The sequence below is a fragment of the Streptomyces sp. C1-1 genome (genome assembly GCF_050214755.1).
GTDB lineage: Bacteria > Actinomycetota > Actinomycetes > Streptomycetales > Streptomycetaceae > Streptomyces.
Genome location: NZ_CP189826.1, coordinates 9,191,363 through 9,210,075, shown reverse-complemented (window position 1 = coordinate 9,210,075; position 18,713 = coordinate 9,191,363). Strand labels below are relative to the sequence as shown.

The following is an 18,713-nucleotide window of genomic DNA, read 5'->3' as shown; positions in this document are numbered from 1 at the left end:
CCGCATCCGCCGCGTCCGCCGCGCCGGAAGCACCTGATCGGCCGCCCACCACTCGCCGCCCCGGAGAGAAGCACCATGAACGTCTCGGTCGTCCTGTTCACCGCCGACCTGCGCCTGCACGACCATCCCCCGTTGCGCGCCGCCAACGAGGCCCAAGCCGTGGTGCCGCTGTTCGTGCGCGACGAGGGCGTCACCGGTGCCGGGTTCGCCGCGCCCAACCGGCTGGCGTTCCTCGCCGACTGCCTGCGGGATCTCGACAGCGGGCTGCGCGAGCGCGGCGGCCGGCTGATCGTGCGGTCCGGTGACGTCGTCGACGAGGTGTGCAAGGTGGTCGCCGAGACCGACGCCGACGAAGTGCACATGGCGGGTGACGTCAGCGCCTACGCGCACCTGCGCGAACAGCGGCTGCGCCGCGCGCTGGAGTCGGAGGGGCGGCGCCTGCACGTCCACGAGACGGTGACCACGGCCGTCGCGCCCGGCGCGGTCACGCCCGCCTCCTCGGACCACTTCGCCGTCTTCACCCCGTACTTCCGGCAGTGGGCGCAGACGCATCTGCGCGACACGCTCGCCGCGCCGCGCACCGTCCGCGTCCCGGACGGCGTCGGCTCCGAGGAACTCCCGGCCCGCTCCGGTCTGTCGGGGCTGTCGGAGGGCCTTGCGGCCGGCGGGGAGACGGAGGGTCGCAGGCGTCTGGCCGCCTGGCTGCGCGACGGGGTCGCCGCCTACGAGGACCGCCGCGACGACATGGCCGGGGACGCCACTTCCCGGCTCTCGCCCCATCTGCACTTCGGCACGCTCTCCCCGGTCGAGCTCGTCCACCGGGCCCGCAAGGTCGGCGGCCCCGGCGCCGAGGCCTTCGTCCGGCAGATCGCCTGGCGCGACTTCCACCGCCAGGTCCTGGCCGCCCGGCCCGCGGCCGCCACCGCCGACTACCGCACCAAGCACGACCGTTGGCGCACGGAGCGCACCGCCCGCGAGGACGTCGAGGCCTGGAAGGAGGGCCGCACCGGCTATCCGGTGATCGACGCGGCGATGCGCCAGCTGCGGCACGAGGGCTGGATGCACAACCGCAGCCGGCTGCTGACCGCGAGCTTCCTGTGCAAGACCCTGTACGTCGACTGGCGCGTGGGCGCCCGGCACTTCCTGGACCTCCTGGTCGACGGCGACGTCGCCAACAACCAGCTGAACTGGCAGTGGATGGCGGGCACCGGCACCGACACCCGGCCCAACCGGGTCCTCAACCCCCTCACCCAGGCCAAGCGTTACGACCCCGACGGCGCGTACGTGCGCCGCTGGGTCCCCGAACTCGCCGAAGTGGACAGCCCCTTCGTACACGAGCCATGGAAGCTGCAGGGCCTGGACCGTGCCGCCCTCGACGGCTACCCGGACCCCATCGTCGAGCTCTCCGAGGGCCTCGCCCGCTTCAAGCAGGCCCGCGCCCGCGACTGAGGAGCCCGCACATGGCCACCCCCCACTGGCTGTTCGGCGACCAGCTCGGCCCGCACTTCCTCACCCACGGCGAGGGCGGGCCGGACCGCGGCGCACCGGTCGTGATGATCGAGGCCCGGTCCGTGTTCCGCCGCCGGCGCTTCCACCGCGCCAAGGCGCACCTCGTGCTGTCCGCCATGCGCCACCGCGCCGCGGAACTCGGCGACCGGGTGACGTACGTGAAGGCGGAGACGTACCGCGAGGGACTGCAAAAGGCCTTTCCCGGCGAATCTCTGACGGTTCGCCACCCCACTTCCCGAGCCGCGCTGCGGCTGGTGTCGTCGCTGCCCGACATCACCGTGCTGCCGCCGCGCGGCTTCCTGGTCCCGCACGCGGACTTCCGCGCCTGGGCGGACGGCCACGGCGGACAGCGGCTGCTGCAGGAGGACTTCTACCGCTGGGTGCGACGCGGGCACGGCCTCCTCCTGGACGGTGACGCCCCCGCCGGCGGGCGCTGGAACCACGACCACGACAACCGCGAACCGCCGCCGAAAGGGGCGGGGAGACTGGGCGCCCCGGCGCCGTACCGGCCGCGCGAGGACGACCTGGACGCGGAGGTCCGCCACGACCTGGACCGCTGGGAACGCGACGAGGGCATCCGGTTCGTGGGACGCGACGGCCCCCGCCGGTTCCCGGCCACCCGCCGCGAGGCACTGGCCGCGCTCGCCCGGTTCGTCGAACACCGGCTGGCCGGCTTCGGCCCGCACGAGGACGCCGTGCTCGCCGCCGACCCGGTGATGAGCCACAGCCTGCTGTCGTCCGCGCTCAACCTCGGACTGCTGGATCCGCTGGAGTGCGTCGAACGCGCCGAGGCCGCCTGGCGGTCCGGGACCGCGCCGATCAACAGCGTCGAGGGGTTCGTACGGCAGATCGCCGGCTGGCGCGAGTACGTGTGGCAGCTGTACTGGTACTTCGGCGAGGACTACCGGCACCGCAACGCGCTGCGCCACCGCGCGCCGCTGCCCGAGTGGTTCCTGGAACTGGACGCCGACGCGGTGACCGCGCGCTGTCTCGCCACGGTCCTGGCGCAGGTGCGCGACACCGGCTGGACCCACCACATCCCCCGTCTGATGCTGCTGGGCAGTCACGCCCTGCAACGGGGCTGGGACCCGGCCGCGGTGACCGACTGGTTCCACCGCTGCTTCGTCGACGGCTACGACTGGGTGATGCTGCCGAACGTGGTCGGGATGTCCCAGTACGCCGACGGCGGCCGCATGACCACCAAGCCGTACACCTCGGGCGGCGCGTACGTGAACCGCATGAGCGACCTGTGCGGCCCGTGCGCCTACCGGCCCACCGACCGCGTCGGCGACACCGCCTGTCCGTTCACGGCCGGCTACTGGGCCTTCCTGCACCGCCATCGCGCCCGCCTGGAACCCAATCCGCGCATGACCCGGGCGGTGCGCGGGCTTGACCGGCTCCAGGACCTCGACGAACTCCTGCGCGAGGACGAGCGCCGGGGCGACGGCCCGCCCTGACGCCGCGCGTCAGGCGCGGTGCAGGTCCCGCAGTGCCTCTCGGGCCGCGCGTGCACCCGAGGCGAGGGCGCCCTGGACCGAGCCGGTGGAGCGGTGGTCGCCGCACACGTAGCGGCCCGGACCGACACGGGTGCCGCGGCCGAGCGGCTGCGGAGGCGGCATCGCGGGCAGCGCGTCCTGGATCGTGCGGCTGGTCAGCGGGTCCCAGCCGTCGGTGTCGCTGTCGTACACCTCGGCGAGTGCCTCGCGCACCGTCACCTCCCGCTTCTCGGCGTCCGCGCCGAGGACGGAGGTGGCCACCAGGGCGGAGCCGGCGGGGGCGTAGTCCGGGACGACCTCGCTGAGGACGCAGGTGTTGAGGAAGCGGCGGCGCTCGTCGACCAGGAGGGTGGGCTCGGCCAGCGGCGGGCGCGGCGCCACGTGGTAGTACGTGGTCACCGTCCGGTAGCCGGGCAGGTCCAGCCCGGGAAGCAGGTGTGCGGCCGGGCCGGGTCCGGTGGCCACCACCACGGTACGGGCGGGCAGTTCGGTGCCGTCGGCCGTGACGGCGCCCTCGTCCGTCAGCCCGGTCACGGCCGTCTCCAGCCGGACCGTGCCGGTCGGCAGCGCGGCCCCCAGCGCACGGGGCACCGCCCCGATCCCGGCGGTGGGCAGGCACAGGGTGCCGCGCAGCATGCTGCGCCAGACGAGATGGAAGAACCGGCTGGACGTCTCCAGCTCGTCCTCCAGGAAGATCCCCGACAGGAACGGGCGGAAGAAGCGCTCGACGAACCCCTCGGAGAACCCCGCGTCGGCGAGCGCGGTGCGGGTGGTGCTCTCCCGTGAGCGCTTCACCAGACGTACGGGCGCGAGCATGTCCCGCGCCGACAGCAGGCCGAGCGCCGCCAGATCGCGCGGACCCGCGAGGCGTCCCGGGAGCAGGTCGGGCAGGGTGCGGGGGCGCCGGGTCGGATCGCTGAAGCGGAGTCTGCCTTCCGCGGTGTGCACGAGGAAGCCCGGCGTGAACGGCCGCAACTCCAGGTCGCGCAGCGCCAGACGGTGCCGCACCTGCGGGTAGGAGGTGTTGAAGACCTGGAAGCCACGGTCGACGACGAAGCCCTCGACGCGGTCGGAGCGCATCCGCCCGCCGACCGCGTCGGAGGCCTCGACCACGGCGACCTCGAGCCCGCCGGCGAGCAGGTCCCGGGCGCAGGCGAGACCGGCGACACCCGCGCCGATCACGAGGACGTCGGGAGTACGGGCGGGCGCGGGCATGGCGGGCTCCTTGCGGTCTCGGACGTCCGTTCGGCGGCGGTGCCGGGGCGCCGGCACACGCCTGTGTCGATGCCTTCCGGTGCCACACGTTCCCCGGATGCGCCCGCCCCTATCGCCTCGGGACGGGGCCGTCGGGGTGTTCGCCGGGGACCTCGCCCCGGTGGGCGGTGGACAGGAGGTCCAGGGCCTGGCGGAGGGTCTGCGGTCTGGGGAGGCCCCGTGTCGAGGGGCCGGACCAGCCGGGTCCGCCGAGGACCACCCGTGGGCCGCGCCGGGCGCCCTTGACGCCCCACTGGGTGTCGGCGAGGTGCCGGGCCAGCGGCAGGCTGGCGGTGGAGCGCGCCTGCGCCCACAGCACGACGGCCGACGGCCCCAGTCGCTGCACGGCAGCGGTGAGCGCCTCCACCGGCACGGCGGCGCCGAACATCCGAGTCGGCACGTGGAGTGCGCCCAGGGCGGCGTTGAGCGCCTCGATCGCCAGGGTGTGCTGCTCACCGGGCACGCAGGCCAGCACGACGGGCCCCGTGGCCGACACCTCGCCCTGCCGTTCCGGAGCCGGGGTGTGCCGACGCAGGGTGGTGGAGACGTGCCAGGACAGCATGTGTTCGACCTCGACGTAGCGGTCGCCGGACGAGGCCCATTTGCGTCCCACGGCGTGCAGGGTCGGCGCCATCACCTCCTGCCAGGCTTCGGCGACGCCGTACTGCTCTACGGCGGCGGCCAGTTGCCGCTCGACGGCCGGGGCGTCCAGTCGTACGGCGGCCCGGGCCAGCCCGCGGCACTCCTGGCGCACATCACCGAGCGGCAGTGTGCCGGCAGCCTTCGAGCGGATCGGCGGCGGTGGCTGGACGTACGCCTCGGCCCTTCCCGGCGGGGTGCCGGCCGTCTCCTTCGCGGCTCTGGCCGCCTCCGCGGGCGGTACCCCCGACGAGGTCAGCCGGCACATCGCCTCGAGCACGGCGACGTCCTGCCGGGTCCAGCGGCGGTGCCGTCCGTCGGCGCGGGCCGCGGGGCCGATGCCGTAGCGACGGTCCCAGGAGCGCAGCGTGGTGGGCGAGACCCCGAGCCGCCGGGCCAGGGCGCCGGTCGTCAGCGGCACGCCCACCTCGGTGGCGGCCTGCGCCGCGCCCCGCTCCTCGCCGTGCGTGACATCCCCGTAAGCGGCCGCATCGCTCATGGAGCGAGCCTATACGACGCAGAAACGATGCGAGTTGATGACCTTGTTCCCGGGCTCGCAGCATGGGCGGACCGGCAGCCGCTCCGGCGGACGTGTCCGGTCCGCCCGCTCGTCCGACGCGAGGAGCAGCCGTCATGTGCCCACAACGCAGCACCGTCGCCCCGGCCCCCGCGGCAGCGGCCCCCCACGGGCGGGCGCCGTACGCATCCACGACGGCACCGGAGTCACTCGCCGAGGACGAACTCGCCCGCGGGCTGGTCGAGGGCGACGAGTGCTGCCTGGAGGCCGCCTATCGCCGCTGGTCGGCCATGGTGCACGCGCTGGCCTGGCGCTCCCTGGGGGACGCGAAGGAGGCGGAGGACGTCACCCAGCAGGTGTTCCTCGGCGTGTGGCGCGGACGCCGGGCCTTCCGGCCGGAGCGGGGCACGGTCGGGGGCTGGATCGTCGGCATCACCAGGCGCAAGATCGCCGACGCCCTCTCGGCCCGCACCCGCCGCCTGACGGCCGTGGCCTCCGTCGGCGCGTCACCGGCCCTGTCCCCCGACCCCTGGGCGGTCCAGCCCGACGGGGCCCTCGACCGCGTGCTCGTCCTCGAGGAGTTGGCCAGGCTGCCGGCCCCCCAGCGGCGGGTCCTGCGGCTGGCCTTCTACGAGGACCTCACCCAGACGCAGATCGCTCAGCGCACGGGCTGGCCGCTCGGCACGGTCAAGAGCCATGCCCGCCGCGGCCTGCAGCAGTTGCGGCGGCGCCTCCAGGAGGTGGACTTCTGAGAAGCGCACGAGCCGCCGCTCGCACCTCCTTTCGACGCAGCAACGGTGCGGAACTGTGCGGCACACCCGTACGAGAAGGAGGGGGCGCATGTCCGGCCCGTATCGCATCGGTCATGTCCCACCTGACCTCCTCGCGACCCTCGCCCTCGACGGCGGACGGCTGCCCCGCACCGCGGACGTAGTGGCGGCCGAGGGGCACGTGGCGGAGTGCCTGCGGTGCGCCGACGCGCTGGCCGGGTTGATACGGGTCGTCGCGGCGGGCCGGAGCACCGGGCCGGGCGACGGCGTGACCCGGCGGCCCGCCGCGCCGGTGCGGCGGGCGGTCGCCGAGCGGATGCGCGGGGCGGCCCGCCCCCTCCCCAGGTCCGGCGGGAGGCCGTCAGCCGCGCTGCCGGGGCCCGTGGTTCTGCTCGTGGCCTTGGTCGGCGCAGTCGTCCTGGTGCGCCGGTGGCGCGAGAGTCGCCGGTGCCGGGCCGCATCCGCCGGGCGCCCCGCGACGGAAGTAGGGGTGTACCGCGGTACCGGTTGACGGACCGGCGGGCCGGGGAGCTCCCCTCCTCCCCGACGGCCTCCGGGGAGGGTCGGCGCTCCCCGGAGGTCCCTCCGCGGCGGACGTGCCCGGCGAGCCCCCGCCCAGGGGCTCCCCCAGCGGACCACATGCTCAGCGGCCGGGGACCAGCCACGGCTCCTGCGGCAGCGGACTGCCGGTCTCCAGAAGGGACTTGAGGTTGGACAGCACCGCCGGCCAGCCGAGCGACACGTCGGACAGCGCGCCCTCGTCCCACAGGTCCTCGTGCGTGACGGTGAGGCGGACGATGTCCTCGTGCGGGGTGATGTCGAAGGTGACCCGGGAGTACGTGTCCTCCTGACCCTCCTTCTGCGGGTCCACCCAGGTGGTGACCAGGCGGGTGGGGGGCTCGCTCTCCACGACGGTGCCGACGACGTCGGCGATGCCCGAGCCGTCCGTGCGGACGTGCTCCCAGCGTGAACCCCGGCGCCAGTCCGAGACGTTGCTGTGGCCCCAGTAGGAGGCGGTCAGGTCCGCGTCGGTGAGCGCGTCCCAGACCTTCTCGGGCGTGCTGCGGATGTAGGTGACGTACACGAATGTGGGCTTGTCGGTCATGGCTTCCTCGGCTTGTCGTTTCACGGCGCCGAGCGCGCTCAGGCGCGGGCGCTCGAACTTCTCGATCCACCGTTCCTGGATCTCGTGGAGCGGGACCGGATTGAGGTAGTGCAGCTTCTCCCGCCCCCGCCGCACCGTGCTGACGAGGTTCGCGGCCTCGAGGACGGCCAGATGCTGGGTCACCGACTGGCGTGTCATGTCGATGTGCCCGCACAGCTCGCCCAGCGTCTGGCCGTTGTGCTCGTGCAGCCGGTCCAGCAGACGCCGGCGCGTGTCGTCGGCCAGCGCCTTGAAGACCTTGTCCATCCCGGATTCGCTCTCTCCTCGCACACCCAAAGTTATGCAGGCAATTACCTGCATGTCAAGGAACCGGTCTGTCCGGCGGCGAAGGAGATCCATACGTCCGGCGGGAGCTCGGGCCGGTCCGGCACCGGCCGCGCCTCCTCCGACCAGGCGTCGCCGGCGAGTTCGCGGGCGACGCGTCGCCAGAAGCGGACCGCGGGGTGGTTGTCGTACTGGAAGGCGACCTCCCACGAGCCCGGATGCCTGCCCACGACCTCCCGCACCGCCCGCAGACCGACGCCCTCCCGTCGCGCGCCGCGCACCACGAAGAAGCTGTTCAGCACGCGCACCGGACCCGCCGGCGGGCGGACGAAGGCGAAGCCGACGGGGCGGTCGTCGCGGAGGAAGAGGTACGGCGCCCAGCCGTCCCGTGCGAAGGCCGCCTCGACCCGGTCGCCACGGAAGGTCCCGTCCGGGTTCGGCAGCACGCCGCGGAAGCCGGAGAGGTCGCGACGGAACATCAGCCACAGCCGCTCCACGACGGGCCGGTCTCCGGCGGTCGCGAGGCGGACGGACACATCGGGCATGAGGTACTCCTGAGGACGGTCCGAAAGGGTCCGGACATGCGAAAAGCCTCCCCGGCGGAGCACGTCCGGCCGGGGAGGCCTGGTGAGTTGGGGGAATCCTAGCGGCTCAGGCACCCGCCGGTGCCGCGTCGGGCCGTGCCTCGGCCTCGAGGTACTCCTCGGTGATCTCCTTCGGTCCGAACGGCCACACCTTCTCGAAGCGGGCCCACAGCAGGTAGGCGACACAGCCCAGGGCCAGCCAGGCCAGGGACCACTCGATGGGGTGGCGGCCCGGCGAGTTCTTGTCCGCGTAGCCGTAGATCACGCACCAGCCGACGAAGGCGACGATGCTCGGCAGCGGGTAGAGCCACATGCGGTAGGGGCGGCGCAGCGTGGGCTGCCGTTTGCGCAGCACCGTCAGAGCGACGATCTGGGCGAGCGCCTGGACGAGCACCATCACGGTCGTCAGCAGCTGGATCAGAGTCGCGAGATCGGTGTGCCGGCCGATCAGGAAGCCGATGGCGGTGATCACTCCCATGGTGGCCAGGCCCAGCATCGGGAAGCGGTGCCGGGGGTGGAGCTTGGCGTAGGGGCGGAAGAAGACGCGTTCGCGGGCCGCGTCGTACGGCACGCGCGAGCCGCCGAGCAGTCCGGTGAAGACGGAGGCGAAGGCCGTGATCAGGATGAGCACGGTGACCGTGTCGGCCGCCGCCTTGCCCCAGGTCTTCTCCAGCACCGCAGACGCGACGGAGGTGGAGGCGATGTCCTTCGGGTCGGTCATGCGGTGCCAGTCGATGACGCCCAGGGTGCCGATCTGCAGCAGCAGGTAGATCGCCATGATGCCGAGGATGGAGAAGATGATCGAGCGGGGCAGGGTGCGGCCGGGGTCCTTGATCTCGGCACCCATGTAGGCCGTGGTGTTGTAGCCGAGGTAGTCGTAGATGCCGATGGTCAGGCCGGCCGCGAAGCCGATCCAGAAGTGGTTGCTGCCCAGGTCGAAGGCGTGCGCCGGGTAGGTGAAGGCCAGGTGCGCGCTGAAGTCGGTGGCGGCGGCGAGGATGACCAGGGCGACCGAGGCGATCATGACCGCCCACATCACGGCGGTGATCCGTGCGATGTTCTCGATGCCGCGCCACAGCAGGAGGACGACGAGCGCGACGATACCGAGGCCGATCAGGTCCCCCTGCGTCTTCGTCAGGTCCGGGGCCAGGTAGCCGAGGTACTGCACGAAGCCGACCACGCCGGTCGACATGATCAGCGGAATGAACAGCATCGCCGTCCACACGAACAGGAACGGCATCAGCCGCCCGCTGCGGTACTGGAAGGCCTGGCGGAGGTAGACGTAGCTACCGCCGGAGCCGGGCATGGCCGCGCCCAGCTCGGCCCAGACCAGCCCGTCGGCCAGCGCGAGGATCGCGCCCGCGATGAATCCGATCACCGCCTGGGGCCCACCGAAGGCGGCGACCATCAGCGGGATGGTGACGAACGGGCCGATGCCGCACATCTGGCTCATGTTGATCGCCGTGGCCTGGAACTGGCCGACGCGACGGACGAAGCCACCGGTGGGTGGCGGGCTACCGGACATGAGGGCTCCTGGGGGTGGGTGCGGGGCGAAAGGGTGGGGTACGGCGTGCGGGCCGGTATCCGGTGGCTGACTGGCCGATAAAGTTAAGGAGCCTTACTTGATGCGTCAAGAGGGGAGCCCGTATGCGCGAGAATGGTGCGATGGCCGCCGGTGACGTCGTGGAGCAGCAGGAACAGCCCTGGAACCGGCAGCGGCTGCGCAGCACCAACGAGCGGTTGCTCCTGGACCGGCTGCGCGCGTCCGGCGCAGCGTCCCGGGCGCAGCTCGCCCGCGACACCGGACTGTCCAAGCCGACCGTCTCCAGCGCGCTCGCCTCGCTGGAGTCGGCGGGCCTGGTGCACGAGGTGGGCACCCACGCACCCGAACGCGGTCGTACGGCGGTGCTGTACGCGCCGGATCCCGCCGCCGGCCACGCTCTCGGCATCGACATCGGCCGCAGCTGGCTGCGGGTGGCCGTGGCCGACCTGGACGGCACCGTCGTCGCCCGCTCCGATGTGCGCAACCGCGCCCGCAGCTCGGGCGCGCTGGCCGACCTGGTGGTGACGACGGCCCGCCAGGTGGTCGCCGGGTCGGGCGTGGCGCCCGACGAGGTGGTGCACGCGGTGGTGGGCACGCCCGGCGTCTACGACGAGAAGCAGCGCCGGGTGCGGTACGCGATGCACCTGCCGGGCTGGGGACGCGCCGGTCTCTTCGACCGGATGCGCGCGGACCTGGGTGTCCCGCTGGAGGTGCACAACGACGCCAATCTCGCCGCCCTGGGCGAGTACACGTACGGGGTGGGCGCGGGCAGCAGGCTGTTCGCCTACATCCTGATCGGCACCGGGCTCGGCATGGGCGTGGTCGCCGACGGGCGGCTGTTCACGGGGGCGCACGGGCTGGCCGGGGAGATCGGGTTCCTGCCGTGGCCGGGGCAGCAGAAGCCGGCCCGGCTGGAGGACGCGGTGTCGGGGGTGGCCGTCGTGGAGGCGGCGCGCCGGTTCGGCATGAGCGGGCAGCTCACGGCCAAGGCCGTGTTCGACGCGGCGCGCCAGGGCAACGACGCGGCGGTCAGGGCGGTGCGCCTGGAGGGCGAGCGCATCGCGCACACGGTGGCGGCGGCCGCGGCGGTGCTCGACCCGGACCTCGTCGTCCTGGGCGGCGGCGTCGGCCACAGCGTGGACCTGCTGCTGCAGCCGGTGCGCGACAACCTCCGTGCGCTGACCCCGTTGCGGCCCAGGATCGCGCCCAGCCGGCTGGGCGAGGACGCGGTGCTGCTGGGCGCGGTGGCCACCGCCCTCGACACCGCTCGGGACGTGGTGTTCGAGCGCCGGTCGGCCGCCTCCTGAGCAACTCGGGCGTCAGCCGGGGTGATTGACAGGCTTCACCGCCGGGTCCTAGCCTGCCTCGCGTTAGTAAAGTTTCCTAACTTTACGAAAGCTGGAGCCTCCGTGAACAGACAGCGTCTCGCCACGGCGACCGCGATCCTGGGACTGCTGGGTTCCCTCACCACCAGTGCCTGGGCCGGCGGACCTGACCCCGGCCGGCCGGCCCCGCCCGCCCAAGTCACCAGGGTCCCCGCAGCGCCGGGCAGTACGGCCGCCCTGTCCGGCTACGCGATTCAGTCGACGGCCGAGGTCACCGACTCCGCGGCCGCCGTCTCCTCCCCCGGCTACCCGGCGGCCGGCTGGCACCCGGCCGGACCGCGTTCCACGGTCCTGGCGGCCCTGCTCGCCGACGGCGTGTACGCCGACCCGTTCTACTCGACCGACCAGCGGAAGATCCCCAAGGCCGACTTCCAGGTTCCCTGGTGGTACCGCTCCGACTTCACGGTCGCCGACACCTCCGAGCGCACCTACCTGGACTTCAGCGGAGTGATCTCGGCGGCGGACGTGTACGTCGACGGCAAGCAGGTCGCCACCACGAAGGACGTCACCGGCGCCTACACCCACCACGAACTGGACGTCACCTCGCTGGTCCGCCCGGGCAAGAACACCGTGGCCTTCCGGATCCAGCCCAACGACCCGGCCAAGAACCTCACCATGGGCTGGATCGACTGGCTCCAGCCGCCGCCCGACGAGAACATGGGCATCGTCCGCGACGTCGTGGTCCGCCGCGGCGGACCGGTCGCCCTGCGCGACGCCCACGTGGTGACCGAGCTGGATGTCCCCTCGCTCGCCTCGGCGGACCTGACGGTCAAGGCGCGGGCACGCAACGACTCCGACGCGCCCGTGACGGCCACGGTCTCCGGCAGCATCGGTTCGACGACGTTCACCCGGCCCGTCTCGCTCGCCGCCCACGAGACGAGGACCGTCACCTTCACCCCCACCGACGTGCCCGGCCTCCACCTCACGTCCCCGAAGGTGTGGTGGCCCGCCGGCATGGGCGGCCAGGCACTGTACGAGCTGAACCTCACCGCCTCCGTCTCCGGCACCCCTTCCGACACCGCGCACGAGACCTTCGGCATCCGGGACGTCCAGGCACCCCTGAACTCCGACGGCGCCCGCCAGTACCGGGTCAACGGGCGCAAGCTGCTGATCAAGGGCGGCGGCTGGTCACCGGACGAGTTCCTGCGCTGGGACCGGACGTACGTCGAGGACCGGCTGAAGTACGCCCTCGACCTGGGCCTGAACACCATCCGCCTCGAAGGCCACCTGGAACCGGACGAGTTCTTCGACCTCGCCGACCGCTACGGCATCCTCACGCTGCCGGGCTGGGAGTGCTGCGACAAGTGGGAGGGCCAGGTCAACGGCGGCGAGCCCGGCGACAAGTGGACGGCCGCCGACTACCCGGTCGCCAAGGCGTCGATGGCCGCCGAGGCCGCCCGGCTGCGCGACCATCCGAGCGTCGTCTCCTTCCTGATCGGCAGCGACTTCGCCCCCGACGCGACGATCGAGAAGAACTACCTCGACGCGCTGAAGGCAGCCGACTGGAACGCCCCCGTCGTAGCCGCGGCCTCCGACAACTCCTCTCCCCAGCTGGGTAGTTCCGGCATGAAGATGACCGGCCCCTACGACTGGATCCCACCGAACTACTGGTACGCCAAGCGCGAGGGCGGCGCCACCGGCTTCAACTCCGAGACCAGCGCGGGTCCCGACATCCCCACCCTCGACACCCTGCGCCGCATGATGACCCCGGCCGAACTCGACACCCTCTGGAAGGACCCGGGCGCCAAGCAGTACCACCGCTCGCCGTCGTCCACCTTCGGCACCCTCAAGCTCTACGACGACGCCCTCACCGGCCGCTACGGTCCTCCGACCGGCCTGACCGACTACGTCAGGAAGGCCCAGCTCGCGCAGTACGAGAACGTCCGCGCGCAGTTCGAGGCGTACGAACGCAACGCCACCGACGCCTCCAAGCCCTCGACGGGCGTCGTCTACTGGATGTTCAACAGCGGCTGGACCTCACTGCACTGGCAGCTGATGGACCGTTACCTCGACCAGGGAGGCGCCTACTTCGGGGCCAAGAAGGCGAACGAGCCGCTGCACGTGCAGTACTCCTACGACGACCGTTCCGTGGTGGTCGTCGACAACCGGCCCACGGCGGCCTCCGGGCTCACCGTCCGGGCGACCCTGTACAACCCCGACGGCACCCAGAAGTTCGACAGGACGAGCACCGGTGTGAAGGTGAACGGCGACGGCGCGCACGCCACCGCGCTCACCCTGCCCTCGTCGGTGAGCGGACTGGCGACGACGTACCTGCTGCGGCTGACCCTGACCGACGGTTCCGGCAAGGAGGTCAGCCGCAACGTCTACTGGCTGTCCACCAAGCCCGACACGCTCGACTGGGCCCACACGGACTGGTACTACACACCGACGACGAGCTACGCCGATCTGAAGGGGCTGGCCTCGATGGCGCAGGTGTCGGTGTCGGCCACCGCGTCGACGGCCTCCTCGGGCGGCACCTCCACCACGACGGTCACCCTGCGCAACACCGGGAGCGGCAGGACGCCGTCGCTGCTGACGGACGTACACCTGGTGGACGCCAAGGGGCGGCCGGTGCTGCCCGTGCGGTGGTCGGACAACGAGGTGAGTCTGTGGCCGGGCGAGTCGGTGACGCTCACCGCCGCCTACCGGACGGCGGACCTGCGCGGGGCGGCGCCGAACGTGCGGGTCTCCGGCTGGAACACGCCGGAGCTCACGGTCCCGGCCGCATGACCGAAGGGGCCCGGCCCTGCGGCCGGGCCCCCGCGGGTCTCAACTGACGTTGAGGGCCGTGTCGTCGATGACGAAGGAGGTCTGCAGGGTGGAGCCCTCGGTGCCGGTGAACTTCAGCGTGACGGTCTGGCCCGCGTAGCCCGCGAGGCTGAAGCTGCGCTGGGTGTAGCCGCTCGCGGCATTGAGGTTCGAGTAGGTCGCCAGGGTGCCCAGCACGGTCCCGGAGCTGTTGAGGACCTGGACCTTGAGCGTGTCGTACGCCGCGCTGGTACTGGTCTCCGCCGTGTCGACATGGAGATAGAAGCTCAGGGCGGCGGTGGTGCAGCCGGACGGGATGGTCACCGACTGCGACAGCGTGTCGGTGGTGGCGCTGCCGTAGCCGTCCAGCCAGGCGTAGTACGAGCCCGAACGCGCCGACTCGCCGGTGGAGTTGGTGATCACGCCGCTGGAGGCGCTCCAGGTGGTGCTGCCCGACTCGAAGCCGTTGTTGCCGAGCAGCTGGGCGGCCGTGCAGGTACCCGAACCCCCGCCGCCTCCGCTGCTGCTGCCCGCGCCGGCCAGCCAGGCGGTGGCGTTCAGGGCCAGGGCGGCGTTGGTGGCGCCGGAGTCGTTCCAGCCGTCGTAGAGGGTGTTGCCGGACTGACCGGTGCCGTCGTCGACGGGTGAGCTGTCGCCCCAGAAGGCGACCCGGCCGCTGCCGAAGGTGGACGTCAGGAAGAACGCGCCGGTGTTGCCGGAGTAACCGGACCGGTAGACCAGGCCCTTGACGGAGGAGTTGTCGGACGGCTTGAGGGTGGCCGTCGTGCCGTCGGCGATCAGGCTCTTGGTGACCGTGCCGAAGGAGCCGTGCAGGACCGGGTCGGTGCTGTCGCTGATCGCGGCCGGGTAGCCGGAACCGACATCGAGCGAGTCGATGGAGAAGCCGAACGGGTCGGTGGAGTCGACGCTGTTGTTGGTCATCAGGTCGTTGAGGATCTCGACCGCGTCGTAGCCGTCGTTGTTGCGGTCGGCTCCGGTGTGGTCGGAGATCATGAACAGTCCGCCGCCGTTCTTGACGAAGGTCATGATCGCCGTCTTCTCGGCGGTGGTGAACAGGGTGTTGGGCTCCGGCAGCACCAGGGTGTCGAAGTTCGACAGGTCGGTGGACGACGAGCCGCCGTAGGTGAGGGCGCTGGTGGCCGTCTTGAGGCTGTAGCTGCCGGTCTTCTGCAGCGCGACGCCCCAGGACGACAACGCCCCGGTCCAGTCCGTCTCGGCGGACGGGGTGGAGTCCTGACCGAGCGGGTCGGGCTTGCTGGTCGAGATGATCCAGTCCGCGTTGCCCGCCTCCTCGGCGTGACCGTCGTCGAAGAGGACGCGATGGGTGGTGGCGGCGCGGGCGGGGGTGGCGCCTGCCGTGGCCTGGAGGGCGGCGCCCGTGCCGAGCAGACCGAAGACCGCGAGGGCCGTGGTGAGTCTGTGGCGGGTCCTGGAACGAGTGAGCATCCGGCGTACCTCCGAGTGGGGTTGGGGACGTGTGGTGCGGGATGCGGGGCCGGAACTACGCGCGTAGACACAGGACATCTGCGCGCGTAGACGTTCGGTCGCACGGGGTCCGTGCGACCGATTGAACGGTACATGGCAGAACAGGGGCTGAACAGGCGTCACCCGCCCCGCCCCGTGGAGATGACCCGACGTTGACCCGTACGTGAAACGGAACGGACTGTCCCCCTCCCCAGGGGGCATCTGCTTAGTGCGGGGGCCTTGAAAAGAGGGGTGGAGATGGAGATCTCAGGCATCATCAGTGCCATCGTGATCGGCATCGTCATCGGCGTACTGGGCCGGCTCGTCGTACCGGGCCGCCAGCGCATCGGGATCCTGCTGACGATCCTCGTCGGCATCGTGGCCGCCCTGATCGGGTCGGCGATCGCGAGTGCCTTCGGCGTGGCCGACACCAAGGGCGTCGACTGGATCGAGTGGCTCATCCAGATCGGCCTCGCCGCGCTCGGTGTCGCCGCACTGGACCGGACGAGGGCACGCCGCTGACGCATGCGAGGGTCGGCACGGGCTCGCCGGGGCCGGAGTGCGCGGTCCGGTGCGCAGCCACGGCTGGGCGCGGTAGTCGGGCCCGCCGACGCGGCAGGGTAGTCGGGCCCGCCGACGCGGCTCCCCTCAGCAGTCGGCGGGCCCGCCGCCTCGACCGTGCGTCCTGAGCGGGAGAGTCGGACGCCGCGGGAGGCTGTCCCCCGGGTGGTGTACCCATGGACGAGACTGCCAGGCACGCCGGTTCGTGAGGCGGGGCCGATCGGCCCCCGACTGCGGTCCGAACAGCCCCGGTTGGCGTTTCAACCTCCAGCCCCGGTTGGCGTTTCAACCTCGTGGCGCCGACGCCGCGAGGCCGTCGCGGCAGGAGGGGTACCGGGGCGTCCAGCCCAGCTCCCGTTCCGCCTTCGCCGAGGACACGCGCATGCTGGTCGACATCATCGTGTGCGCGTACGGCATGGGCCTGGTCAGCCACAGCGGCACCGTCAGCGGCTTCGGCAGCCCGAACTCCTCGGCCACGTACAGGAGATGGGCGCGGAAGCCGAGCGGGGTGCGGTCCGTGACGTTGTACGCCTGGCCGGCCCGCCCGTGTTCGACGGCGGCGACCACCGCGCGCGCCGCGTCGGCGAGGTGGATCCACGGCAGGACCCGGCCGTGGTCGTCGGGGGCGGGCAGTTGCCGCTTGCGCAGCATGGTCAGGACGGCGTCGGTGCCGCCGGGGCCGTAGAACAGACCGAACCGCAGCGAGATGCCCGCGAGTCCCGCCGCCTCGAAGGTGAGTTGCTCCTTGATCCGCATGCCCTCGACGTGCCGCTCCAGCTCCGGGGTGGTGCCGCGCGGGCCGAACGGGTCGTCCTCGGTGAGGGTGCGGTCGCCGAAGTCCCCGTAGCCGTAACCGAAGACCATCGACTCGCTGACGAAGCGGTGCGCGCCGGTGGCCTGCGCCGCCTCGACGAGGTGGGCGGTGCCGGCGACGCGCAGCGCGTCGGTGGCGTACATGTCGCGGTGGCGCATCGGCGCCCGGCGCAGGGCGGTGGCGGCGTGGACGACGGTGTCGAAGTGCTGCCCGTCGACGGCGCGCAGCACCGCGTCCCGGTCCATGAGGTCGGCGCGCACCTGATGGGCCGGTCCCCGGCCGAGCCCGGTGACCTTGTGCCCGGCCTCGGTCAGGGCACGGGTGATGTGGCCGCCGAGGACGCCGCCGGCGCCCGCGAGGAGGATGCTCTGGTGGGTGTTGTTCGTCGTCATGCCGATGCGACGAACCGGGGCGCCACGGATGTGACATCCCCAGGGAAGTGAACCGCCCCACGGCTTCCAGGGGCGGCCGGGGCGTGCCGGACCCCGGGACGCCGAGCCGATCCGAACGGCGGGCCCTAGGGGACGTACGTGTACGGAGTCGTCGTGGTCAGGGGCGCGAAGCCGAGTCGCTCCAGGATCGGTCTGCTCTGGCTGGAGGCGTCGACCTGGAGGTAGCGGTAGCCGCGTTCGACGGCCGCGCGGGCGCGGTGGGCGACCAGGGCGCGGTACACCCCGCGTCCGCGCCAGGCCTCGACGGTCCCGCCGCCCCACAGCCCGGCGAACCGGGTGCCGGGCACCAGCTCCATACGGGCCGCGCTGACCGGTTCGTCGCCGGCGAGCGCGACCACGGCGACGATCGTGTCCGGTTCCGCGGCCAGCCGGGCCAGCAATTGGTCACGCAGTCGGGAGCCGTCGGTGCCGAACGCCTTCTCGTGCACGTCGGCCACGAGGTGCACGCCCGCCGCGTCGGTGACCGGCAGCAGACGGACGCCCTCGGGCGGCTCGACGTCGAGGTCGAGACCCGCGGCCTCGGCGATCATCAGCGTCTCCTCGGGCTCGGCCGTGAACCCGGCTGCCCTGAGCCGCTCCCCCAGTTCCACCGGCAGGTCGTGGCCGTACAGCTTCCACTCGAACTCCCGGCCGAGACCCGAGAAGAAGGCGATCTGCTCGAAGATCGCCGCCTGCGCGCTCGTCTCGTCCAGGTCGGACCAGACGACGCCGTTCCAGCCGCGCGCGGTCGACACCTGGCGCACCACGCCGCCCACCCGCTCGACGCGTGTGGCGGGGCCGTCCGGCTGGGCGCCCTCGCGCATGTCACGGTCGAAGAGGGCGAGCACCGCTGCATGATCCATGGGGTCACTCCAGCACCCGGCGCCGGACGCGGCAACACCTTTACCCTCCGGGCTCCCGTGTCGGCGGCGCGTCAGCGCTGGTCGGCCCCTCCGTGGCGACGCAGGGTCGCCGCCGTCGAGCGCCGCGGCCCGCCTTTGCCGCGTGCGCGGGCGACCGTAGGCTGCACGTCGAAGATCACGTCGCGAGGAGGGCCGTACGCCTTGGTCGTGAAGGACACCGAGCTGCCCCCTCTGCGGCGCCGCGTCGAGCCGGCGGCCGAGGCGCCGCGGGCCGGTGACGGGCCGTTCGGGTCGGTCCTCGTGGGCGGGGACGGCACGGTGCTCGGCGAGGACCACAACCGGGTGGCCTCGGGCGACCGCACCCGGCCCCGCGTTCGAGCTCGCGCGCTGGGCGGCCGCCCGTCCGACACCCGAGGAGCGGGCGGCGGCGACGGTGTACACCTGCGGCGAGCACTGCCCGATGTGCGCGGCCCCGCACGCCTGGGTGGGCCTCGGGCGGCCCGGTACCGGAGCTGGTGGCACAGGTGCGCGCGCTGCACCTCCGGTTTCACCGCGGGGACGCCCGAGACGGGCCCGGCACCGCCCAAGATGCAGCGGCGCGCGCCCCGTGCATAGGCTCTACGAATAAGCAGACCAGGTGATCGACCCGGTCTCCTCCGGCTGGGGGAGGCGCTTGCCATTGCTG

General features: G+C 72.4%; 15 protein-coding genes and 1 pseudogene. 8 read left to right on the top strand and 8 right to left on the bottom strand.

Features of this window, described 5'->3' with window-relative positions; translation table 11 throughout:
- The first annotated feature begins 75 nt into the window (after positions 1–75).
- Together ACQF4J_RS41865 and ACQF4J_RS41860 are read left to right on the top strand one after the other, a co-directional pair.
- On the top strand, positions 76–1,449 hold the full coding sequence (locus tag ACQF4J_RS41865; RefSeq protein WP_351566743.1) for a cryptochrome/photolyase family protein: 1,374 nt from the start codon (positions 76–78) through the stop codon (positions 1,447–1,449).
- A gap of 11 nt (positions 1,450–1,460) precedes the next feature.
- Positions 1,461–2,966, top strand: coding sequence for a cryptochrome/photolyase family protein (locus ACQF4J_RS41860; RefSeq protein WP_427168142.1), 1,506 nt, complete (start codon positions 1,461–1,463; stop codon positions 2,964–2,966).
- A 9-nt stretch (positions 2,967–2,975) separates the two neighbouring features.
- On the opposite strand, the gene ACQF4J_RS41855 is transcribed toward ACQF4J_RS41860, so the two are convergent.
- A complete protein-coding gene (locus tag ACQF4J_RS41855; RefSeq protein WP_427168141.1) occupies positions 2,976–4,220 on the bottom strand; it encodes an NAD(P)/FAD-dependent oxidoreductase in 1,245 nt (414 codons plus the stop codon).
- A gap of 109 nt (positions 4,221–4,329) precedes the next feature.
- Entirely contained in the window at positions 4,330–5,397 is a 1,068-nt protein-coding gene (locus tag ACQF4J_RS41850) for a MerR family transcriptional regulator (protein ID WP_351566752.1), read from the bottom strand.
- A 134-nt stretch (positions 5,398–5,531) separates the two neighbouring features.
- Here ACQF4J_RS41850 and ACQF4J_RS41845 point away from each other — a divergent pair, with 134 nt between their 5' ends.
- Entirely contained in the window at positions 5,532–6,167 is a 636-nt protein-coding gene (locus tag ACQF4J_RS41845; protein WP_427168138.1) for a sigma-70 family RNA polymerase sigma factor, read from the top strand.
- Positions 6,168–6,255: 88 nt separating this feature from the next.
- Complete coding sequence (locus ACQF4J_RS41840) at positions 6,256–6,696, top strand: hypothetical protein (RefSeq protein ID WP_427168137.1); 441 nt, start codon at positions 6,256–6,258, stop codon at positions 6,694–6,696.
- 132 nt (positions 6,697–6,828) lie between these two features.
- Here ACQF4J_RS41840 and ACQF4J_RS41835 read toward each other — a convergent pair whose 3' ends face one another.
- From ACQF4J_RS41835 to ACQF4J_RS41825, 3 genes are all read right to left on the bottom strand, one after another.
- Positions 6,829–7,596: an ArsR/SmtB family transcription factor gene (locus ACQF4J_RS41835; RefSeq protein WP_427168135.1), complete on the bottom strand. Its 768-nt coding sequence runs from the start codon at positions 7,594–7,596 to the stop codon at positions 6,829–6,831.
- Positions 7,597–7,640: 44 nt separating this feature from the next.
- A complete protein-coding gene (locus tag ACQF4J_RS41830) occupies positions 7,641–8,159 on the bottom strand; it encodes a GNAT family N-acetyltransferase (RefSeq protein ID WP_427168134.1) in 519 nt (172 codons plus the stop codon).
- Positions 8,160–8,265: 106 nt separating this feature from the next.
- Positions 8,266–9,723: an APC family permease gene (locus ACQF4J_RS41825; protein ID WP_351566761.1), complete on the bottom strand. Its 1,458-nt coding sequence runs from the start codon at positions 9,721–9,723 to the stop codon at positions 8,266–8,268.
- Between the two features lie 140 nt (positions 9,724–9,863).
- Between ACQF4J_RS41825 and ACQF4J_RS41820 the strand changes: the two genes are divergently transcribed.
- Complete coding sequence (locus tag ACQF4J_RS41820) at positions 9,864–11,048, top strand: ROK family transcriptional regulator (RefSeq protein WP_351567160.1); 1,185 nt, start codon at positions 9,864–9,866, stop codon at positions 11,046–11,048.
- A 102-nt stretch (positions 11,049–11,150) separates the two neighbouring features.
- Positions 11,151–13,856, top strand: coding sequence for a glycoside hydrolase family 2 protein (locus tag ACQF4J_RS41815; protein ID WP_427168133.1), 2,706 nt, complete (start codon positions 11,151–11,153; stop codon positions 13,854–13,856).
- Positions 13,857–13,895: 39 nt separating this feature from the next.
- Here the strand turns inward: ACQF4J_RS41815 and ACQF4J_RS41810 are convergent, their stop codons facing one another.
- Entirely contained in the window at positions 13,896–15,341 is a 1,446-nt protein-coding gene (locus tag ACQF4J_RS41810; RefSeq protein ID WP_351566767.1) for a hydrolase, read from the bottom strand.
- Between the two features lie 276 nt (positions 15,342–15,617).
- On the opposite strand from ACQF4J_RS41810, the gene ACQF4J_RS41805 reads away from it, so the two are divergent.
- Positions 15,618–15,881, top strand: coding sequence for a GlsB/YeaQ/YmgE family stress response membrane protein (locus ACQF4J_RS41805; RefSeq protein ID WP_351566770.1), 264 nt, complete (start codon positions 15,618–15,620; stop codon positions 15,879–15,881).
- Between the two features lie 324 nt (positions 15,882–16,205).
- Here the strand turns inward: ACQF4J_RS41805 and ACQF4J_RS41800 are convergent, their stop codons facing one another.
- Together ACQF4J_RS41800 and ACQF4J_RS41795 are read right to left on the bottom strand one after the other, a co-directional pair.
- On the bottom strand, positions 16,206–17,126 hold the full coding sequence (locus ACQF4J_RS41800) for an NAD-dependent epimerase/dehydratase family protein (protein WP_427168132.1): 921 nt from the start codon (positions 17,124–17,126) through the stop codon (positions 16,206–16,208).
- Between the two features lie 125 nt (positions 17,127–17,251).
- The gene (locus ACQF4J_RS41795; RefSeq protein ID WP_351566775.1) at positions 17,252–18,028 is read right to left on the bottom strand and encodes a GNAT family N-acetyltransferase; all 777 of its coding nucleotides are present in this window, start codon (positions 18,026–18,028) and stop codon (positions 17,252–17,254) included.
- Between the two features lie 201 nt (positions 18,029–18,229).
- On the opposite strand from ACQF4J_RS41795, the pseudogene ACQF4J_RS41790 reads away from it, so the two are divergent.
- Positions 18,230–18,527: pseudogene (locus ACQF4J_RS41790) on the top strand (nucleoside deaminase); the annotation flags it as partial.
- Positions 18,528–18,713: the final 186 nt, after the last annotated feature.

Coding starts and splice junctions, on each gene's coding strand:
- ACQF4J_RS41865 (WP_351566743.1), top strand. CDS start 76: ATGAACGTCTCGGTCGTCCTGTTCACCGCCGACCTGCGCCTGCACGAC.
- ACQF4J_RS41860 (WP_427168142.1), top strand. CDS start 1,461: ATGGCCACCCCCCACTGGCTGTTCGGCGACCAGCTCGGCCCGCACTTC.
- ACQF4J_RS41855 (WP_427168141.1), bottom strand. CDS start 4,220: ATGCCCGCGCCCGCCCGTACTCCCGACGTCCTCGTGATCGGCGCGGGT.
- ACQF4J_RS41850 (WP_351566752.1), bottom strand. CDS start 5,397: ATGAGCGATGCGGCCGCTTACGGGGATGTCACGCACGGCGAGGAGCGG.
- ACQF4J_RS41845 (WP_427168138.1), top strand. CDS start 5,532: ATGTGCCCACAACGCAGCACCGTCGCCCCGGCCCCCGCGGCAGCGGCC.
- ACQF4J_RS41840 (WP_427168137.1), top strand. CDS start 6,256: ATGTCCGGCCCGTATCGCATCGGTCATGTCCCACCTGACCTCCTCGCG.
- ACQF4J_RS41835 (WP_427168135.1), bottom strand. CDS start 7,596: ATGGACAAGGTCTTCAAGGCGCTGGCCGACGACACGCGCCGGCGTCTG.
- ACQF4J_RS41830 (WP_427168134.1), bottom strand. CDS start 8,159: ATGCCCGATGTGTCCGTCCGCCTCGCGACCGCCGGAGACCGGCCCGTC.
- ACQF4J_RS41825 (WP_351566761.1), bottom strand. CDS start 9,723: ATGTCCGGTAGCCCGCCACCCACCGGTGGCTTCGTCCGTCGCGTCGGC.
- ACQF4J_RS41820 (WP_351567160.1), top strand. CDS start 9,864: ATGGCCGCCGGTGACGTCGTGGAGCAGCAGGAACAGCCCTGGAACCGG.
- ACQF4J_RS41810 (WP_351566767.1), bottom strand. CDS start 15,341: ATGCTCACTCGTTCCAGGACCCGCCACAGACTCACCACGGCCCTCGCG.
- ACQF4J_RS41805 (WP_351566770.1), top strand. CDS start 15,618: ATGGAGATCTCAGGCATCATCAGTGCCATCGTGATCGGCATCGTCATC.
- ACQF4J_RS41800 (WP_427168132.1), bottom strand. CDS start 17,126: ATGACGACGAACAACACCCACCAGAGCATCCTCCTCGCGGGCGCCGGC.
- ACQF4J_RS41795 (WP_351566775.1), bottom strand. CDS start 18,028: ATGGATCATGCAGCGGTGCTCGCCCTCTTCGACCGTGACATGCGCGAG.